Origin of the sequence: Streptomyces roseofulvus (assembly GCF_039534915.1) — a bacterium.
GTDB lineage: Bacteria > Actinomycetota > Actinomycetes > Streptomycetales > Streptomycetaceae > Streptomyces > Streptomyces roseofulvus.
Genome location: NZ_BAAAWE010000001.1, coordinates 7,033,220 through 7,050,539, shown reverse-complemented (window position 1 = coordinate 7,050,539; position 17,320 = coordinate 7,033,220). Strand labels below are relative to the sequence as shown.

The following is a 17,320-nucleotide window of genomic DNA, read 5'->3' as shown; positions in this document are numbered from 1 at the left end:
CCCGGTCTCCGCCCTCACGCTCGGGCTCCTTCGCGTTCCAGGATGTCACGACACCACCGGGCCACTTCGAACACCTTCGTGCGCCGGCGGTAGTCCTCCTCGCGGATCTCAAGAGTGACCGTCCGGGCACGGGCGGACCGCGCGATCGCCGCGAAGGCGTCGGCGTACACGCGCTCGGGAAGGGTGCTCTCCCAGGGGGCGACTCCTTCGATGCACTGCTCACCACCACGCACTGCCTGTCCCAGGAAGGCGCTGAAGTGGTGGTGCACGATCAGATCGTCGATCGTCGTGAAGTCGAGATGGCCGACGCCGTCGGGGACGGGGACGTAGTCCGAGCTGTCGGGCACGAGCCCCTGTGCCAGCAGGCCCGCGATGTGAACCGAGTAGCTGTAGTGGCAGAAGTCCCAGGTGAGCCCGATGTTGTCGCTGCACAGGCCAGCGACGTCTTGAGGAAAGACCAGCAGGGGATCGAAGTCGGTGGCGTCGTTGCCCATCAGCGGCATGTTCTCCAGGCCGATCCAGAAGCGCTCCCCCGCCACCCGCCGGCCGAGCTCCTGGACGAATTCCGCGAAGCGATCGCGCTCGGCCCGCAGGTCCAGCTCCCGCCATTGCTCGGTGGTGCGGACCCGGTTGGAGTGGAGGACCAGGCCGTCGAGTTCGTTGTCCGCGACCATGTCGACGGCTTCCCACAGCCGGTCGCGGACGACCGGATCGGCCACGTAGTCGCAGTCGTTGACGGGGAAGTGGAACGTGAACGAGGGGTGCCGCCGTGCACCGGCCACCGAGCGGACCGTGCGCCGCACCGTCGCCCATGAGTCGGGGTCCAGCAGATCGGCCCGGTCGAAGAGGGAGGCCTCCGTACCGAATCCCTCGTCGGCCCACGCAGGGTCGTACTGCTCCGGTTCACAGGCCAGGAACGGAATGGCCAGGGTCTTCACGACTGCCGTCCCGCCGACGTGGCCAGGAGGCCCAGCACGGTGTCCACGACGTGCTGGTGCTCGTCATCGGCGAGCCCGTGGAACAGCGGCAGGCTCACCATGCCCGGAGCAATCGTGTCGAGGTGGGGGAACCCGGCCGGGGCGGACACGTGCGTACGGAAGGCGGGCTGGAGGTGCAGCGGAATGTAGTGCACTTGCAGCGTGATGCCGCGCTCCGCGAAGTATCCGAAGACCGCCCTGCGATCGAGGCCCACCGCCTTCAGGTCGAAGGAGACGGGGAACAAGTGCCATCCCGAGAGCCTGCGGTCGGCTGCGGGCAGGTAGGCGAGCCCGTCACTGGCCGCGAACGCCTCCCGATAGCGGCGGGCGAGCGTGCGGCGGCGCTCCAGGCTCTCCGGCAGCCGGGCCAGCTGGACCTGCCCGATGGCTGCGTGCAGCTCGGAGAGCCGCAGGTTCCGGCCGGGTTCCTCCACTGCGTAGAACCACGGATCCGGGGTGTCACCGACGGCTCCGGACCGCTCCCACGCCGCGGCGCTGCGGTCCATGTTGTGGTTGCGGTACAGGCGGAGGCGGGCGGCGAGTTCCGGGTCCCGTACCGAGACGGCACCGCCTTCGGCCGCTGCGACCGGCTTGTTGGGGTGAAAGCTGAAGACCGCGCCCAGCGAGGCGGGGTGGCTGCCGATCAGGGGGCCTGCCTCGTTGTAGCGGCCGCCCAGGGCATGGCAGGCGTCCTCCGCCAGCTCGGCGCCGTACACGGCGCAGACCGCAGCCAGGGTGTCCATGTCTGCGGGAACTCCCGCGAAATGCACGGGCATGACCAGGATCTGGTCATAGGAATCGGACGTCCGCGCGAGCAGAGCCCGCAGCGACGACGCGGACATGTTCAGGCTGCGCGGGTCGATGTCGGTGAACGCGATGTCGTAGCCGGCGTGCCGGGCAGCAGCCGGCCCGCCGGCGAAGTTGAGGGAGGAGGTGACGAACAGGCTCCGCGCCCCGGGCCGCTTCACGAGGGTGAGCAGGGATTCCAGGGCGGTGGTGCCGCTGGAGACAGTCACGATCTCCTCGGCACCCGTGGCGGCTCGCAGTCCGTCCTCGAACTGCTGGACCCGCTTGCCGGAGGTCCACCAGCCGGAACGGACCGTCTCCGCGACGGCGTCCACTTCCTCTTCGGTCCAGTACGGGCGCGCATAGGGGATCGTCATGTCCCCTCCTTTCATCAGATGTGTTGGTGGCCGGCTCAGCGCCGGCGCAGTGCCCGGACGTCGCTCACGGCCAGCGGGACGGCCATGGCGATGGTCGCGGCGGCTGCCGCCAGGAGCAGGGTGTGTCCCGTTCCCAGCAGCCCGGCGACAGGGCCGACCATGGCCATCCCGGCGGGGCGCAGCACGCTCGATCCGAGCCGGTTGACCGAATCGACGCGGGCCATCAGCTCGGTGGGGACCCGCTCGGCGATCGTGTACTGCTCCAGCACGTTGAACAGCCCCATCGCGAGGCCCGCCCCCATCTGGGAGACGGCCAGCATCCACAGCGGGGCTTCCAGGGCGAGGGCAACGAGGGCAGGACCGGACAGGCACACCATGGCGGTGCACGCGGCGACCAAAGGCTGTCGGACACGCCATTGCATGCCCAGCAAGCTGCCCGCCGTCGCGCCGATACCGAAGGCCACCATCAGGACCGACCACCCCGCCGCGGTCCCCATGATGTCGGCGATCACGCTGGGGCCAAGCACGTCCAGACTGGTGATGAAGAAGAACTGGAAGGCACAGGCACTGAGGATCAGCACGCCCAGCCAGCGTTCACGCCTGAGGTGGACAAACCCACCCAGGAGTTCGCGGCGCAGTGGGGGCCGCTCCGCCGAGGGCCGCGGCCGACTGAGCGGCAGCCGCCACACCAGGGCGGCACTGACCGCGAAGGTCATCCCGTCCGCGATGATCACACACCCCGGGCTGAGCCAGATCAGCAGCCCGCCCGCCACCGCCGGGCCGAGGAGCTCGGCGGCCGTCGCGGCCGTGCCGAACAGCCCGTAGGCACGTTGGAGCAACCCCGACGGGGTCACGTCGGCGATCGCTCCCGTGGCCGCCGGATTGAAGAAGGCGGAGGTCGTCGCACGCACCGCGACGAGCGCGGCGACGAGGGGAACAGAAAGTCGGCCGGTGAGAATCACGACCCCGAGCGCGAGCTGCGAGAGGCACGCGACCGATTCTGCTACCACCATCACATGACGTCTGGAGAGGCGGTCTCCGACAGCTCCTCCCAGCAGGAGGAACACAACGCCGGGCACCGATCTGGCAGCGAGGACGAGCCCCAGATCCGTCGGCCCGCCGCCATTCTGCAACAGGGCCGTGGCGAGTGCGACGGGCACGAGGAAGTCTCCGAGCAGCGAGACGCTCCTGGCCCCGAAGAGCAGCCTTACCGGGCCGTGCGACAGCAGCGCACGCGTCTGTGCCCGCCCTGCGCTCCGGTGCTGGGAGCCGGCCTCGGCGGGGGAGGTGTCACTCATCGGGCGGACTGGGCCAGCACGCCGTCGGCCGTTTCGCGCATCGCCCGGACCACGGCTGTGATGCCTTCGTCGACGGACGTGCTGGGAGCGTAGCCGAGGATCGTGCGGGCCTTGTCGATGACCGGTCTGCGGGACCGCACATCGGGGACTGCGTCACCGATGACGCGGATCGAGGAGGCGGAGCTCGTGAGGTCCACGATCTTCTCGGCGAGCTCCAGCAGAGACAAGGCTGTTTTGTCGTCGCCGAGGTTGAAGATCTCGCCGACGGCTTCGGGCATGGCGAGGCAGCGGATCAGGCCGTCCACGAAGTCGGTGATCTCGCACCAGGCCCTGCTCTGGGAGCCGTCGCCGCTGATGTGCAGTTCCTCACCACGCAGGGCCCGCGAGACGAGTGCGGTCATGGCGTTCGACCCCGCTCGGTGGGGGCCGTACACATTGAAGGGGCGTACGGTGACGACCGGCACGTGGTGGTGCTCGTGGTAGGCCCGGCCGTAGAACTCGACGGCGAGCTTGCTCGCCGCGTATCCCCAACGGGTGGAGTCGGTCCCCACGACAGCGGGATCCGTCTCGGACACGTCCGATGCCTCTTGCCCGTAGACCTCGCTGGTGCTGAACAACACCACGCGCTTCAGGTCCTGTTGCGCCCGGGCGAACTCCAGCACGGTCCGTGTGGCGAGGATGTTCACGTCGAGAGTGGCTACGGGCTGTTCCACCACCTTGTGGATGCCGAGGAATCCGGCGGCGTGGACGATGTGCGTGAACTCCGTCCCCAGACCGCTGAATGCGCCCGGATCCATGAGGTCCCCGATGACACACCGGACGTCGGGGTGAGTGGTCAGTCCGAGCGCCTCTGCGCAGGACCCGGCCGGTGAGGCGATGTCGAGGAGTGTGACGGAGTTTCCGTCGGCGACCAGCTTATGCGCCAGCCAGGACCCGATGAATCCGAAACCGCCCGTCACGAGGACTCTGCTGTCGGTGACGGAGATGCTGGAACTTCCGGCGGTGCTCATGCTTGAACCAATCGGTATGCCGCGCACGGTGGCGGCGAAGACGATCTAGGCAGGGAGGATCTTCTGCAGCCAGCGGGGGACACCGGTGGCGTAGTACTCCTTGAGTGCTGCGCGGTCGCCCGCGGTCACCGCGCGGCGCCACACCATGGCCCGGCCGACACTGGCGACCTTGACGGAGAGGTCGGCCGCGGTACGCAGGGCGGACCGGTCGAGCGCATCGGTCCAGGGCTCCAGGTAGGCGTCGCGAAGGCGGTCGATACGGACCGGATCTCGACCACCGGGCAGTTCTGCGGCCTGCAGCAGCGGATAGATCAGGCTGCCGAAGGGGTGTGCCGCGCTTGCGTCGGCCCAGTCGAGGTAGCAATGCCGGCCGTCGGCCACGAAGACGTTGGAGCGGTGCAGATCGTCGTGCTGGAGGCTGGGCAGGATGCCGTAGGCATCGAGTTCGTCGCACATGGCAGCGAAGCGCGGCCGGAAGTCCAGTAGCCGGGTGTGGACCTCCTGCGTCATCCCCGCGGGCTCGTCGACACCGCACACCCCGGGGTCACCCAGCATGTCGTCGAGCAGGCCGGGCATGGCCGCGGGGCGGCAATCGGGAACCCCGAGCGCCAGCATGTCGGAAACGTGGGGTTCCAGGCTCCGCTGCAGGGCGCCGTATTCGCTCAACGCCGCTTCCCAGTGGCGGACATCGGAATCCGCGGCCAGCAATGAGGCCAGATCCGGTCCGGCGTCTTCGGTGAGGAACCATCCCAGGTCCGTATCGGCCGCTATCACCGCAGGTACGGCGCCTGGAGTCCATTCGCCCATTTTCAGGAGAAGGGCGGCTTCGTGTCGCGCTGCTTCGTTGTTCGCCTTGAACCAGACAACGCGTTCACCGACTTCAACCCGCATGACGGTCGACCAGGCCCGTACGTGAGTCTGACGAATGGAATGAACGATTCCAATTCCCAGCTCCGCGCAGACCGCCCCGATCCAGGAATCCGCTTGTTCTCGCCACCCGGGGGTCTCCCAGTCTTGGCGGGTGCAAATTTCAACACTCATGATCGCTAGATCGTAGTCAGCCGTCACGCCGCTGAACAGGCCTGATGACCGCTGCACGCTCGTGACCCTTGTCACTCGATCAAGCGAACAGAGCATGAACTACCTTTTGAGGAATGGGTAATTCCGGTAGCTACTCCAGGGATTTCAGTGCAGAATGTCCACAGTTGCGAGGGTCCAGCCGCCCATTACATCTCCCACCAAAACGGTCATGCGGGAATTTCCGCACTGCACTGCGGAGGCCGATCCGGCCCATTGGTTGCGAACGCCATGATCAGATTTGCCCGATTTGGCTGACTGGACAAGCGGCCTAGCGGTTGGCAGGGTGCATCACGGGCTGATCGATCGGGTGCTGAATGCACCGATTCGGCAAGGCTGTTCCCTATTCAAATATTCACCCTGGGTTGACCTCCGGTGACGGATCCCCTCTTTCCTCGCACATGGCGCTTCCTTTAAGCCGGGACGGCTGCGGCATTCGCTGCCTCTTCGTCGAACCCGGCGCGTTCTCCGGAACCGACTTCTTCCTTCCCTGAGATTCTCCGAAAGGAGCCACCCGTGGACCTTGTGGTCGTGGGACTTGGCTACGTGGGGCTGCCCCTCGCCCGAGAGGCGTGCCGGGCCGGCCTGCGGGTGGCGGGCCTGGACCGCAACCCGGAAGTGGTCGCCGAGCTTCGGGCGGGCCGCACGCGGGTGGACGACGTCGACGACGGGGACGTGCAGGCCATGCTGAACGACGGCTTCCGGCCGTCCGGAGACGAGGCGGTCCTGGAGGGGGCACGCACGGTCGTCATCTGCGTGCCCACACCCCTCACCTCCGACGGCGGCCCGGATCTGGGACCGGTCAAAGCAGCGGCACAGGCCATAGCGGACCGTCTGCGGCCCGGCACCCTCGTGGTGCTGGAGTCGACCACGTACCCGGGCACCACCGAGGAACTCGTCCTGCCCATTCTGGAGCGCAGCGGGCTGGTCGCCGGCGTCGACTTCCACCTGGCGTTCTCTCCCGAGCGCATCGATCCGGGCAACCCGGAGTACGGACTGCGCAACACGCCCAAGGTCGTCGGCGGGTACACGGCCGCGTGCACCTCGGTCGCGGCGGCCTTCTACGGGAAGCTCGTCGACCGGGTGGTGCAGGCCAAGGGAACCCGCGAGGCCGAGATGGCCAAGCTCCTCGAGAACACCTATCGGCACGTCAACATCGCCCTCGTCAACGAGATGGCGCTGTTCAGCCGCGAGCTCGACGTCGATCTGTGGGACGCCATCGAATGCGCGGCGACGAAGCCGTTCGGCTTCCAGGCGTTCCGCCCCGGGCCGGGCGTCGGAGGCCACTGCATCCCCATCGACCCGAACTACCTGTCCTACCGCGTCAAGCAGCTCGGCTTCCCCTTCCGGTTCGTCGAGCTGGCACAGGAGATCAACGACCGCATGCCGCGCTACGTTGCCGAACGCGCTCAGCAGATCCTCAACAACGAAGGCAGGTCGGTCAAGGGAGCCAGAATCCTGCTCCTCGGAGTCACGTACAAGAACGACATCGCGGACCAGCGGTCCTCTCCCGCTTCGGCCGTCGCCCGGCGGCTCCGCGCCCTCGGAGCCGACCTCGCCTACCACGATCCGTACGTACCCGTCTGGAGGGTGGACGGCATCCCGGTCCCGGCTGCCGACGGGCTCGTTCCTGCCCTGGAGGAAGCGGACTTGGTCCTGCTACTGGCAGGGCACCGGGAGTACGATGCCGCCCTGCTCGAGCGCCATGCCCGGCTCCTGTTCGACACCCGGGGCCACACGCGTGGCCGAGCCGGCAACCGAGCCGACGTGGACCAGCCCGGACGGTTCGAGCTTCTGTGAGCGCCGAGCACATCGAGATCGACGGTCGGCCCGCGACCGTGGCGGGCATGGCGGAACTGGCCTTCCTCAACTACGGGCACTCCACGGCCATGCAGGTCAGGGGAGGGCGGGCGCGTGGGCTCGCGCTCCATCTGGACCGCTTGGTCGAGGGAACCCTCGAACTCTTCGGCGCCGACCTCGACCCGGTTCTGCTGCGGCGACGCATCCGCGACGCGCTGCCCACCCCGGACGCCGACGCCACGGTACGCGTCTACGTCTTCGGCCCGGATCCCGCGGAATCTCCCCGCACCATGGTCGTCGTCGCGCCTGCCTCCGAAATGCCGCGTGCGCCCCGCAGCTTGCGCACCGTCGCTTACCAGCGGCCTGAACCCCATCTCAAGCACATCGGGAACTTCGGCAAGATCCGCCTGGCCCGGGCCGCCGAGCGCGACGGCTACGACAGCGTGCTGCTGACCTCGGGCGGGTTCGTGAGCGAGGGCGCGACCACCAACATCGGCTTCTTCACCGAACGCGACGTCGTATGGCCCGTGGGTCCAGCCCTCTACGGGATCACCATGCGGCTACTCGAAGCACACCTCCCACAGCGGGGCATCCGGACGCGCCGCGAGCGCGTGCCCGTCGACGGCATGGCCACGTACACGGGCGCCTTCGTCGTGAACTCCCGCGGCGTCGCGCCGGTCTCGCGACTCGACGACCGGCTGATGCCCGATGCGCATCCGCTCATGCCCGCGGTTTACGACGCGCATGCATCCGTGCCGTGGGACGCCCTGTGAACCCCGCCGCCGCACCGACGGCTCTCCACACCCCAGGACGGCGCCCCCGGCGCTCCGTCCCGAACACGAAATGAGGAAGACGCACATGAGTCTGGTCGACGTCCACAACGAGTGGGACCCGCTGGAAGAGGTCATCGTCGGTACGGCGATCGACGCCCGCGTCCCCAAGGGCGACCTCTCGATGCGAGTGATCGAGTTCTCCGACGCCCAGACCGAGGAGGACGTTCCCTCCGGTCTGCACCCTCAGCACGTGATCGAGGAGACGGAGGAAGAGCTCAACGTCCTGTGCAAGGAGCTGGAGAACGTCGGCGTCACCGTACGCCGGCCCGCTCCCCGCGATCACGCGGTCGTCGCGGGCACCCCCGACTGGCAGACCGACGCCTTCCCGGACTACTGCCCGCGCGACGGCTTCCTGACCATCGGCAATACCATCATCGAAACGCCGATGCCGCTGCGCGCCCGGTTCCACGAGTACCTGGCCTACAAGGACCTCTTCCTGGAGTACTTCAACAGCGGCGCGCGCTGGATCTCGGCCCCCAAGCCGCGCCTCGCCGATGAGATGTACGACCTGTCCGCGCCGGTCGGCAAGCGCGTCCAGAACCTGGAGCCGGCATTCGACGCCGCCAACGTGCTGCGTCTGGGCACCGACATCCTCTACCTCGTCTCCGACAGCGGCAACGAACTCGGCCTGCGCTGGCTGCAGTCCACCCTCGGGGACCAGTACAAGGTCCACCCGGTGCGCGACGTATACGCCTCCACGCACATCGACACCACCTTCGTCGCCCTGCGGCCCGGCCTGGTCATGGTCAACCCCGCCCGCGTGACCAAGGAGAACATGCCCGCGGTCCTCAAGGACTGGGACGTCATCTGGGCCCCCGAGCCGGTCGACATTGGCTTCGCCGGCGAAGAGGCCAACTGCTCCATCTGGGTCGGCATGAACATGTTCAGCGTCAGCCCCGACCTGGTCGCCGTCGACAAGCGCCAGACCGGCCTGATCCGGGAGCTGGAGAAGCACAAGATCGACGTCCTGCCCGTGCAGCTCACCCACGCCCGCACACTGGCCGGCGGCTTCCACTGCGTCACCCTCGATGTCCGCCGCCGCGGCACGCTCGAGACCTACAGCTGATCCGTACCCTCGTGGGTCCGCCCGCACCCCCGTGGTGCCGGCGGACCCACGAGGACAGGACGACCCGAACCGACTGAAAGGACCAGACGTGCTCGCGATCGACGGCAGCACACCGCCCGAGCAGCGCGACTGGCTCTGGCACACACCGTCATGGCGCGCGGAGGCCTGCGCTTGGGTGTCCCACCGCCTGGCCGATCACGGCATCCGCCCGGCCGGTCCGCTGGAGCAGCTCTACACGCGCCCCTACGCCACGATCATGCGGCTGCCCACCGATCAGGGCGTCGTCTGGTTCAAGGCCAACGGACCCGGCTACCGGCACGAAGCACGGGTCCTGCGTGAACTCCGCGGCTGGGCCGGAACCCGTGTCCCGCACGTCCTCGCAGAGGAAGCTGACCACGGATGGTTCCTGACCGCCGATGCGGGCCCTCCGCTGAGCAGCATCCTCGCCACCGAGCCTGCGCTGTCCCACTGGGAGACCGTCCTCAGCGAGTACGCCGCCCTCCAGGTCGAATCCACCGCGCATCTCGACACCCTGAAGAGTCTCGGCGTCCCCGACAAGTCGCCCGCAGCCATGCCCGGGGTGCTAGCGGACGTACTCGCCGACGACGAGCGCCTGCTCGGTCCTGACCCCGGGTTGGACCACGGCGAACTCGACGCTCTCCACGCCGGCATGGCCGAGTTCAACGCCCAGTGCGTGCGCTTGGACGCTATCGGCATCGCGTACACCATCCAGCACGACGACCTCACCCCCGGCAATGTACTGATGCCCGCGACCGGCCCCGTCTTCATCGACTGGACCGACGCCTGCGTCGCCCATCCCTTCGCAAGTCTGACGTATCCGATCCGCCACGTGATGCAGCAGTTCGCTGTCGGCTCCGACAGTCCGGAGGTCCGCCGGGTGAAGGACGCCTATTTCGAAGCGTGGGCCGGCCGCCACAGCCGCGCGGAGCTCGATGAGGCGGCCGAACTGGCCATCCGGCTCGCCGTGGCCGGGAAGGTCACGGCCTGGCGCAGCGCCCTGCAGGGCCTCGACCGCTCACCCCTCGGCCCGTACTTCCAGTACGCCGAAGCGCGCTGGCTGCGAAAGCTCCTCAGCGAAGGCGCCTCCTACTAGCCCGCAGGGCCCGACGAAAGACGACGAAAGGCGGTGCGCGTGATGACGCGCGGCGACACCACCCCGCTGTTCACCCCCTGCGACGGCCCGGAGGCTCTCGCAGCGGCCGGACGCGACCTGGCCGCGGGGAACCTCACGCGAATCCCCTTCCTGGCCGCTGGGCGTCCCGACCTGCGCCGAGCCGCCCTGATGGCCGAGGAGGTGTACGACGGGACCACCCGTCCGGAACCGGCCGACCATGGTGTCGACCTCCTCGGCGCCGGACCCGCGGCGGACGCCGTACGCGTGCTGCTCCGTCCGCTGGCGCGCCGCTGGTCCACGGACCCGGCAGACGCACCCGCCGCGGGCCGGCTGCTGGTGTGCGGACTCCATCAGGATCTGCCGTCCGGCGTGCTGGCGCCGCTCATGGGCTACCACGCGCCCCGGCCCGGGGTCGGCGTGCTCACCGGCCGGGACCTGGCCTCGCTCAGCTGGCTCGCGGCCAAGCAGTACGCCCGTGTACGGGCCGACGTCACCGAGCGGGCCCTGTTCACCGGCCTCGACCCCGTGGACTCCACACCCTCGGTCCAGGTCCTCACCACCGAGGACTTCGCCACCCTTGACCTCCGGAACCACCTCGCGGCGCACACCTGGCGCAGCCTGAAGTTCCAGTCCCACAGCAAGGACGACCTCCTGCACCTGGGCGACTGGGGACTTTGCGGTCTCAGCGACGCCGAGGCCCCGGAGGGGCCCGTCACCCTCAAGCCCCGCTGCGGCTACGGCCACCCCTGCCCGAAGGATGCCGACAAGCTCATCCGGCCCACCGATTTCCGCGCAGCCGAACTGATCCTCAGCGGATGCCACAGCGGCCCGTTCGTCGATGCCGGCTCGTACGCGGTGCGGTACCAGCTGGCTCTGGCGGCCATCGACGGAACGGCCCAGACCGTGGTCGCCACGGTGACCGCGAGCGACGCCGGGCGCCGCGAAGCCCTGCTCTTCCGCGACGACTACACACCGGGCGAGGACCTCGTACAGCTGTTGCACGCCAGCACGGCCGACGTGGACCCCTACGCGTCCTTCCTCCGCTACGGCGCCGCTCCCCAGGCGGGACCGGCCATTCCCCCCGCCCGTCCGCCGCACCTGCTGCGGCCAGCCGTGATCCAGGAGACGGAAGAACTCCTGGCCATCTCCCTCGACCGGGCACTGGCCTGGGCGGAGAGCGACCTCCTCCCGACGAGCCACCCGCTGCGCCCCGCTTTCTCGAAGTTCGCTCGCAAGTATCTGCGGCTCATGCCCCGTGGTTCCGCGGCCGAAGCCGCCACCCTGCGCACACGGCTGACGCGCGACCTGCACAGTCTGGACCGCGCAATCGCTCAACGGCTCGCGGACGAACCGCGCGACGCGATCATGGACTACACCAACTACTGGGCCGACCGAAGCGTCGTGCGTACGCCGGCCACCCCGGTGGCGTGCGGTGCCTGCGGCGACACGGCGCAGAAGTTCCTGCGGTCCGGTCAGGCCCGGGTCATCCCCGACATCGAGGTCATCGTGTGCGTCCGCTGCGGCGACGGGTACTTCCGCTTCGACGGCGGACCGGACCTCCGGACGTCCTCACCGACCTCGGTCGTGCTCGGAGGGCCGCTGGCTGCCCGAGTCGAGATGGCTGACGCCGCCCCCGGGCCGTTGCACTACGGTCTCCTCACGCCCCGCTACCTGACCGACTACACGCTCGACCAGCCGCTGCGCGAGACGACGGTCGGGGACGACGGGCGGGCTGCCGACACGTTCACCCTCGCATTGGGCCAGGAAATCGTCCCCCAGATCTACTACTACACGGCCTTCTCGGTGCAGAACCTCGCCGTCAGCATCGCGCGGCACAACTTCGGCATCCTGCCGCACGAGGATGCGTCCCAGGCATGGTGACGCCAACCGGGCCATGGCTCCAGGTGCTGCGCTCCGCGTCGGACTCGCCGGCACAGCGCCTTCTGGTCTTCCCACCCTCGGGGAGCGGTCCGGCGACGCTGGGTCCGCTGCTGCGCGGCATCCACCGCTCGGTCGAGGTCGTCGGCGTGGTCCTGCCAGGTCGCGGTGCGCGGATAGGAGAGGCCCCCAATACCTGTGTGGACGCTGTACTCGAAGCGGTTGAGAGCGAGCTGGCACGCCACCGCCGGCTGCCGACCCTCGTCTTCGGCCACAGTCTGGGCGGGCTCCTCGCCGCACTCGCCGCGGACCGCCTCGCGGGCAACGTTGCCGCCCTCGTGATCAGCGGTTCGGACCCGGCCACCCGCGAAGGGCACCCGAGCCGCACGGTCGACGAGCTCATCGCAGCGGCCGGTGTCACCACGCCGGACGTGCTGGCGGACGCCGAGTGGCGCGGGCACCTCCATGCGGTCATGCAGGCGGACCTCACGTTGGCCGCCGAGGCCCGCGCACGCCTGAGCGGGGTGCGGATCGACGTACCGGTCACCGTCCTGGGGGGGACGCGTGACCCACTCGTGTCGGAGCAAGCCCTGGCGGACTGGCAGACGCACACCAGCCGCCCGATTCGCATCCGCCTCTTCGACGAAGGTCACTTCTTTCTCCTGGCCGACGAACACATCGACTGCATCGCGGCACTGCTCACGCTCCCGCCGCGCTGTTCCGTTCCGGCCGCACGACCCGTTTCCTCTCCTGATGGGGTGAGCTCACGATGACGCCGACTGCCGCGGAACCTGGCTTCGGGCAGCACTTCACCCCCCATCTCGTCACTGCCGAATGGTCGCGCGAGGACGGCTGGAACCGACCGGTTCTGCGACCGTACGGTCCCCTCACTCTGGATCCCGCCACGGTGGGCCTGCACTACGGCCAAGTCGTCTTCGAAGGGCTGAAGGCCTACCGGCAGCAGGACGGCCGCATCGCGATCTTCCGACCGCATGAGCACGCCCACCGGTTCGCTGCTTCCGCCCGTCGCCTCGCGATGCCGGAATTGCCTGCGGACGTTTTCGTCGACGCGGTGACGCAGCTGGTGGCCGTCGACCGGGCCAGTGTCCCCTCCGCTGAAGGCCAAAGTCTCTATCTGCGCCCACTCATGTTCGCTTCGGAGGCGAACCTCGCTCTGCGGCCCGCCGACCACTACCGCTTCCTGGCGCTGGCCTTCGTCTCGGGTTCGTTCTTCGACCCGGCCAGGCCCGCGGTCTCGGTGTATGCCGGCCGCCGCTATGCGCGGGCCGTGCCGGACGGTACTGGCGCCGCCAAATGCGCCGGGAACTACGGCGCGACGCTCCTTGCCCAAGCCGAGGCCGCGGAACACGGCTGCCAGCAGGTGCTGTGGCTGGACTCCCGCGAGCGCCGCTGGGTCGAGGAGCTGGGCGGCATGAACCTGTTCTTCGTCCGACGCCGGGGCGATTCGGCCCAGGTTGTGACCCCGCCACTGACCGGCACTCTGCTCCCGGGGGTGACGCGTGCTTCCCTGTTGACCCTTGCGGCGGACCTGGGCCATGACGTGGCCGAAGAGGCCATCACCATCGATGCGCTGCGACGGGACTGCGAGAGCGGCGAGATCACCGAGGTATTCGCCTGCGGCACCGCAGCTGTGGTCTCCCCGGTCGGGGTCCTGCATACCGAGGACACCTCGTGGACGGTCGGAACCGGTGGCATGGGACCCGTGGCCGAACAGCTGCGCAGAGCACTGTCCGACGTGCACTTCGGAAGAGCACCCGACCCGCACGGCTGGCTGCTGCACCTCCCGGTTCCGTAGGCCAACGGCCACACCCTGGCAACCGCCGCGCCAACTGGTGCCTCTGCCTGCAACCCAAGAGGCTGATGCTGACCGTTTGCTGACCAAAGCCCCGTCGCCACGCCGCTGACCTGGGGAAACGTCCAGATGTCAGATGTGGGACTTGAACATGGTACGGATCATCGAGGTACTCCTGGAGGTAGGCTCCCTGCCTGCGTTTGTGCAGGTCAAGGGCTGTTTCCACACACTACATCGCGTCGCGGGCCGGGGCGGCCGCCCTCGGGTTCTCCCTACCGCGACGACCCCCAAGCCTACGCAGCACCGTTCCGGGAGCCCGCGTGATCGTCGTCACCCCGGCGCACCCCGCGAGCCCCGCACCGCATCACCCCGAGGAGCGCGGGGCCCGACCGGCAGGTACGCGGATGGTCAGCACGGCTACGTCGTCGTCGTTGTCCGAGGGACGGGCTTCCATCAGGGCCTCGTTGAAACTCTCCAGCGGCTGGCGGGCGAGGCGGGCGGCGTGGCGGCGCAGTCGCTCCAGGCCGTCGTCGATGGGGTGGCTGGGGGACTCGATCAGCCCGTCCGTGTAGAGCACCAGTGTCGCCCCGGGCGGCAGTGTGCAGGTGGCGTCGGTGCGGCCGACGCCCGCCTGGGCGCCGAGCAGGATGCTGTGCCCGCCCGTGAGGTAGTCGGCCTGGCCGTCCTCCGTGACCAGCAGGGGAGCGGGGTGGCCCGCGTTCGTCCACCGCAGCTGCCACTGCCCGTCCGCCTGGAACTGGAGCCGGCCCAGGACCATCGTCGCCATGCCGACGTCGGTGATGTGGGGCAGGGACCGGTCGAAGCGGTCGACGATGACGCTCGGCGGTTCCTGCTGGGACCAGGCATAGGCGCGCAGGATGTTGCGCAGCTGGGCCATGCCGGCCGCGGCGTCCAGATCGTGTCCGGCGACATCGCCGATCACCAGGGCGAGTGCCCGGTCGGGCAGGCGGAAGACGTCGTACCAGTCGCCGCCGACCTGGGAGGCGTAGGGGGCGGAGAGGTAGCGGGCGTTCATCTCCAGGCCGGGCACGCTCGGCAGCTGCGGCAGCAGGTGGCGTTGCAGGGTGTCGGCGACCTTGCGCTGGCGCTGGTAGAGCCTGGCGTTGTCCAGCGCCAGACCGGCCCGGCGCGTGATGTCCTCGAGGAGCGGGATCTCGGCCGTGGTGAACGGTTCGGGCTTCCTGGACCGGCCCAGGGTCAGTGCACCGAGAACCTCGCGCAGGCCCCGGATGGGGGCGATGACCGCGGAGTGCATGCCGGTGGCGTCGAAGAGTCGGCGCTGTTCGGCGGCGATGTGGGTGTCGGGCGGGCCCTGGTACGTCTGGGGCGTCGCCAAGGTGGAGCCGGCGCCGCGCAGCGCGCGGGACAGCGGCAGCGGAGAGGTCTCGGGGACGGAGAGCAGGGTCCCCTGCAGGTCGGGTCTGCGGGTGACGCCGCTCTCGTCACCGTGGGCGACGAGGGTGCGCTGGACATGGCCGCTCTCCGTGATCAGGTCGACGACCATCCAGTCGGCCAGCATGGGGATGACCAGCCTGACCAGCCGGTCCAGCGCCTCGTTGACGTCGAGGGTGGCCGTCAGCTGCGTGGTGGTCTCGGCCAGCAGCGCCAGCCGCTCCAGCTCGGGAAGCAGCCCCGCGTGAAGGGTGGACGCGGGCAGGGGGACACCGGCCGGGTCGTACTCGTGGAAGACCACCAGGGCCCCGGTCTCCCGGGTGGTGAAGCGCAAGGGGGTGACCAGCCAGGACGCTGTCAGCAGGGTGCCGTCCCCGCGTGCGAAGAAGCCCTGCTTCTCCTGGCGTACCTGGCCCGCCATGAAGGCTTCCATGATCGAGCACTGGCTGCGCGGCATGCGCATCCCGTTGGCCTCCCGGTGCAGGAGGTCGTGCGCGTCCTGCCCCAGCGCTTCGTCCGCGCTGAGGCCCAGCAGCATCTCGGCCTGCCCGTTCATGGCGACCAGAGCCCAGTCGGCGTCCACGGCGTAGGCCCCGGCGCCCAGCCGGTCCAGCGCCCCACCCAGCAGACGCTGCAGCGTGACCAACCGCTCACGAGGACTCACCGGACCCACCGTGTCGTTCATCCCCGCACCTCCACGCTCCGGAAAGACCAGTGCGCCCAACACCCGGCCCCGGACCAGAGGGCGGGGCCGGCCACGGCACCGGCGACCGCGCAAGGGACACGGCGCTGCCGCTGCTCAGGGACGGCTGAGTAACACAGGCACCGTACACGGTGGATATCGGCGACCCCGTACTGCGTCCACGCGCCTGCGAGCCGAGATCCCGAGGCCGTGTACGATCAGCGATTCACATGATCCGGAGGGAACGCCCTGGGGACGGCGAACGGTTGGGCGTCGGCGAGCGGCTGGAGGTAGCGGTCGGCCCAGTCGCCGCCGGTGGGATACGCCCCGCGGCCACATCCCCACGACCGGCACCCGAGCCCTCGCCGACCTCCTGCGCCAGCCGACGGGTCGGCTGCGGCGTTCCGGCGGCAGGCTGTCCTCAGGAGCGCACCCGGCTCTGAACGTACACACCACGTACTCGGCCACCCCGCGTACACGCAAAGGATCTTCAGGTGGCGGGCGACGACCGGCTGAGCGGTGTCGGCGGTTCCATGCGGCGCGGGCAGCGAGTCCCGGCAGCGTCGGCGTCGCGGCCGTCGGACCGGGCTCCGTCCCCACGGGCCACGAGGAGCCGTCCCGAGGGTGATCGACGTGCCGCGATGAGTTTTCGCGCCGGCGTCGGTCTTGACTGGTGAACAACGAAACCCCTGGAGAGGCGGTCTCCGTCATGGACAAGCAGTTCACAGCGACGCTGCGGAAGAGCCCGAACAAAGGCGGTTGGACGTACGTGGTGTGGCCCGAGTCGGTCGAGTTCTTCGGCACCCGGGGCCTGGTGAAGGTCCGGGGCACGATCGACGGTCATCCGTTCCAGAGTTCCTTCATGGCCCTGGGCGACGGCACGCACAAACTGCCGGTGAAGGCGGAGGTACGCAAGGCGATCGGGAAGACGGAAGGGGACACCGTGACGGTCCGCCTGGAGGAGCGTGTGGACGACTAGCGTCGACTCCTCGCCCCTCCCCCTCACGCTTTACCCCTCACTCCTCTCCACGGTCGCTCGCCCACGCCCGTGCCCGGCCTCCTTCTGGTCTGTCGGTCGGTTTGCGCGGACGTTGCCTGTCGGGCGGGCCGTCGTTGGTGCTCACGGCAGGGCGGGCTTTGGCGCCTTGTCGTTGTGTTCGTACGCCCATGAGGAG

14 protein-coding genes are annotated in these 17,320 nt (G+C 69.1%); 8 read left to right on the top strand and 6 right to left on the bottom strand.

What is annotated here, in order from left to right:
• Positions 1-14: 14 nt before the first annotated feature.
• The 5 genes from ABFY03_RS32460 to ABFY03_RS32440 are packed head-to-tail and all read right to left on the bottom strand — an operon-like array spanning position 15 to position 5,516.
• The gene (locus ABFY03_RS32460; protein ID WP_346171523.1) at positions 15-938 is read right to left on the bottom strand and encodes a hypothetical protein; all 924 of its coding nucleotides are present in this window, start codon (positions 936-938) and stop codon (positions 15-17) included.
• On the bottom strand, positions 935-2,140 hold the full coding sequence (locus ABFY03_RS32455; RefSeq protein WP_346171522.1) for a DegT/DnrJ/EryC1/StrS family aminotransferase: 1,206 nt from the start codon (positions 2,138-2,140) through the stop codon (positions 935-937). Before ABFY03_RS32455 ends, ABFY03_RS32460 begins: the two co-directional genes overlap by 4 nt.
• Positions 2,141-2,175: 35 nt before the next feature.
• Positions 2,176-3,438, bottom strand: coding sequence for an MFS transporter (locus ABFY03_RS32450; protein WP_346171521.1), 1,263 nt, complete (start codon positions 3,436-3,438; stop codon positions 2,176-2,178).
• Positions 3,435-4,475: an NAD-dependent epimerase/dehydratase family protein gene (locus tag ABFY03_RS32445; RefSeq protein WP_346171520.1), complete on the bottom strand. Its 1,041-nt coding sequence runs from the start codon at positions 4,473-4,475 to the stop codon at positions 3,435-3,437. Before ABFY03_RS32445 ends, ABFY03_RS32450 begins: the two co-directional genes overlap by 4 nt.
• 18 nt (positions 4,476-4,493) lie before the next feature.
• Positions 4,494-5,516 (bottom strand): phosphotransferase family protein, encoded by a 1,023-nt coding sequence (locus tag ABFY03_RS32440; RefSeq protein WP_346171519.1) that lies wholly within the window; start codon positions 5,514-5,516, stop codon positions 4,494-4,496.
• 525 nt (positions 5,517-6,041) lie between these two features.
• On the opposite strand from ABFY03_RS32440, the gene ABFY03_RS32435 reads away from it, so the two are divergent.
• The 7 genes from ABFY03_RS32435 (at position 6,042) to ABFY03_RS32405 (ending at position 14,053) form a co-directional block, all read left to right on the top strand.
• Positions 6,042-7,325, top strand: coding sequence for a nucleotide sugar dehydrogenase (locus tag ABFY03_RS32435; RefSeq protein ID WP_346171518.1), 1,284 nt, complete (start codon positions 6,042-6,044; stop codon positions 7,323-7,325).
• Positions 7,322-8,098, top strand: a complete 777-nt coding sequence (locus tag ABFY03_RS32430) for an aminotransferase class IV (protein ID WP_346171517.1) — start codon at positions 7,322-7,324, stop codon at positions 8,096-8,098. The genes ABFY03_RS32435 and ABFY03_RS32430 overlap by 4 nt, the downstream gene beginning before the upstream one ends.
• A gap of 85 nt (positions 8,099-8,183) precedes the next feature.
• Positions 8,184-9,224 carry an inosamine-phosphate amidinotransferase 1 gene (locus ABFY03_RS32425; protein WP_346171516.1) on the top strand — a complete coding sequence of 347 codons (1,041 nt, stop codon included), beginning with the start codon at positions 8,184-8,186 and terminating at the stop codon, positions 9,222-9,224.
• Positions 9,225-9,312: 88 nt separating this feature from the next.
• Entirely contained in the window at positions 9,313-10,338 is a 1,026-nt protein-coding gene (locus tag ABFY03_RS32420) for a phosphotransferase (protein WP_346171515.1), read from the top strand.
• A 42-nt stretch (positions 10,339-10,380) separates the two neighbouring features.
• On the top strand, positions 10,381-12,240 hold the full coding sequence (locus ABFY03_RS32415) for a hypothetical protein (protein WP_346171514.1): 1,860 nt from the start codon (positions 10,381-10,383) through the stop codon (positions 12,238-12,240).
• Positions 12,234-13,010 (top strand): thioesterase II family protein, encoded by a 777-nt coding sequence (locus tag ABFY03_RS32410; protein WP_346171513.1) that lies wholly within the window; start codon positions 12,234-12,236, stop codon positions 13,008-13,010. The genes ABFY03_RS32415 and ABFY03_RS32410 overlap by 7 nt, the downstream gene beginning before the upstream one ends.
• A complete protein-coding gene (locus ABFY03_RS32405) occupies positions 13,007-14,053 on the top strand; it encodes a branched-chain amino acid aminotransferase (protein WP_346171512.1) in 1,047 nt (348 codons plus the stop codon). The genes ABFY03_RS32410 and ABFY03_RS32405 overlap by 4 nt, the downstream gene beginning before the upstream one ends.
• 361 nt (positions 14,054-14,414) lie before the next feature.
• Here ABFY03_RS32405 and ABFY03_RS32400 read toward each other — a convergent pair whose 3' ends face one another.
• Entirely contained in the window at positions 14,415-16,148 is a 1,734-nt protein-coding gene (locus ABFY03_RS32400) for a SpoIIE family protein phosphatase (RefSeq protein WP_346171511.1), read from the bottom strand.
• 706 nt (positions 16,149-16,854) lie between these two features.
• Here ABFY03_RS32400 and ABFY03_RS32395 point away from each other — a divergent pair.
• Entirely contained in the window at positions 16,855-17,124 is a 270-nt protein-coding gene (locus ABFY03_RS32395) for a DUF1905 domain-containing protein (protein WP_319010555.1), read from the top strand.
• The last annotated feature ends 196 nt before the right edge of the window (positions 17,125-17,320 follow it).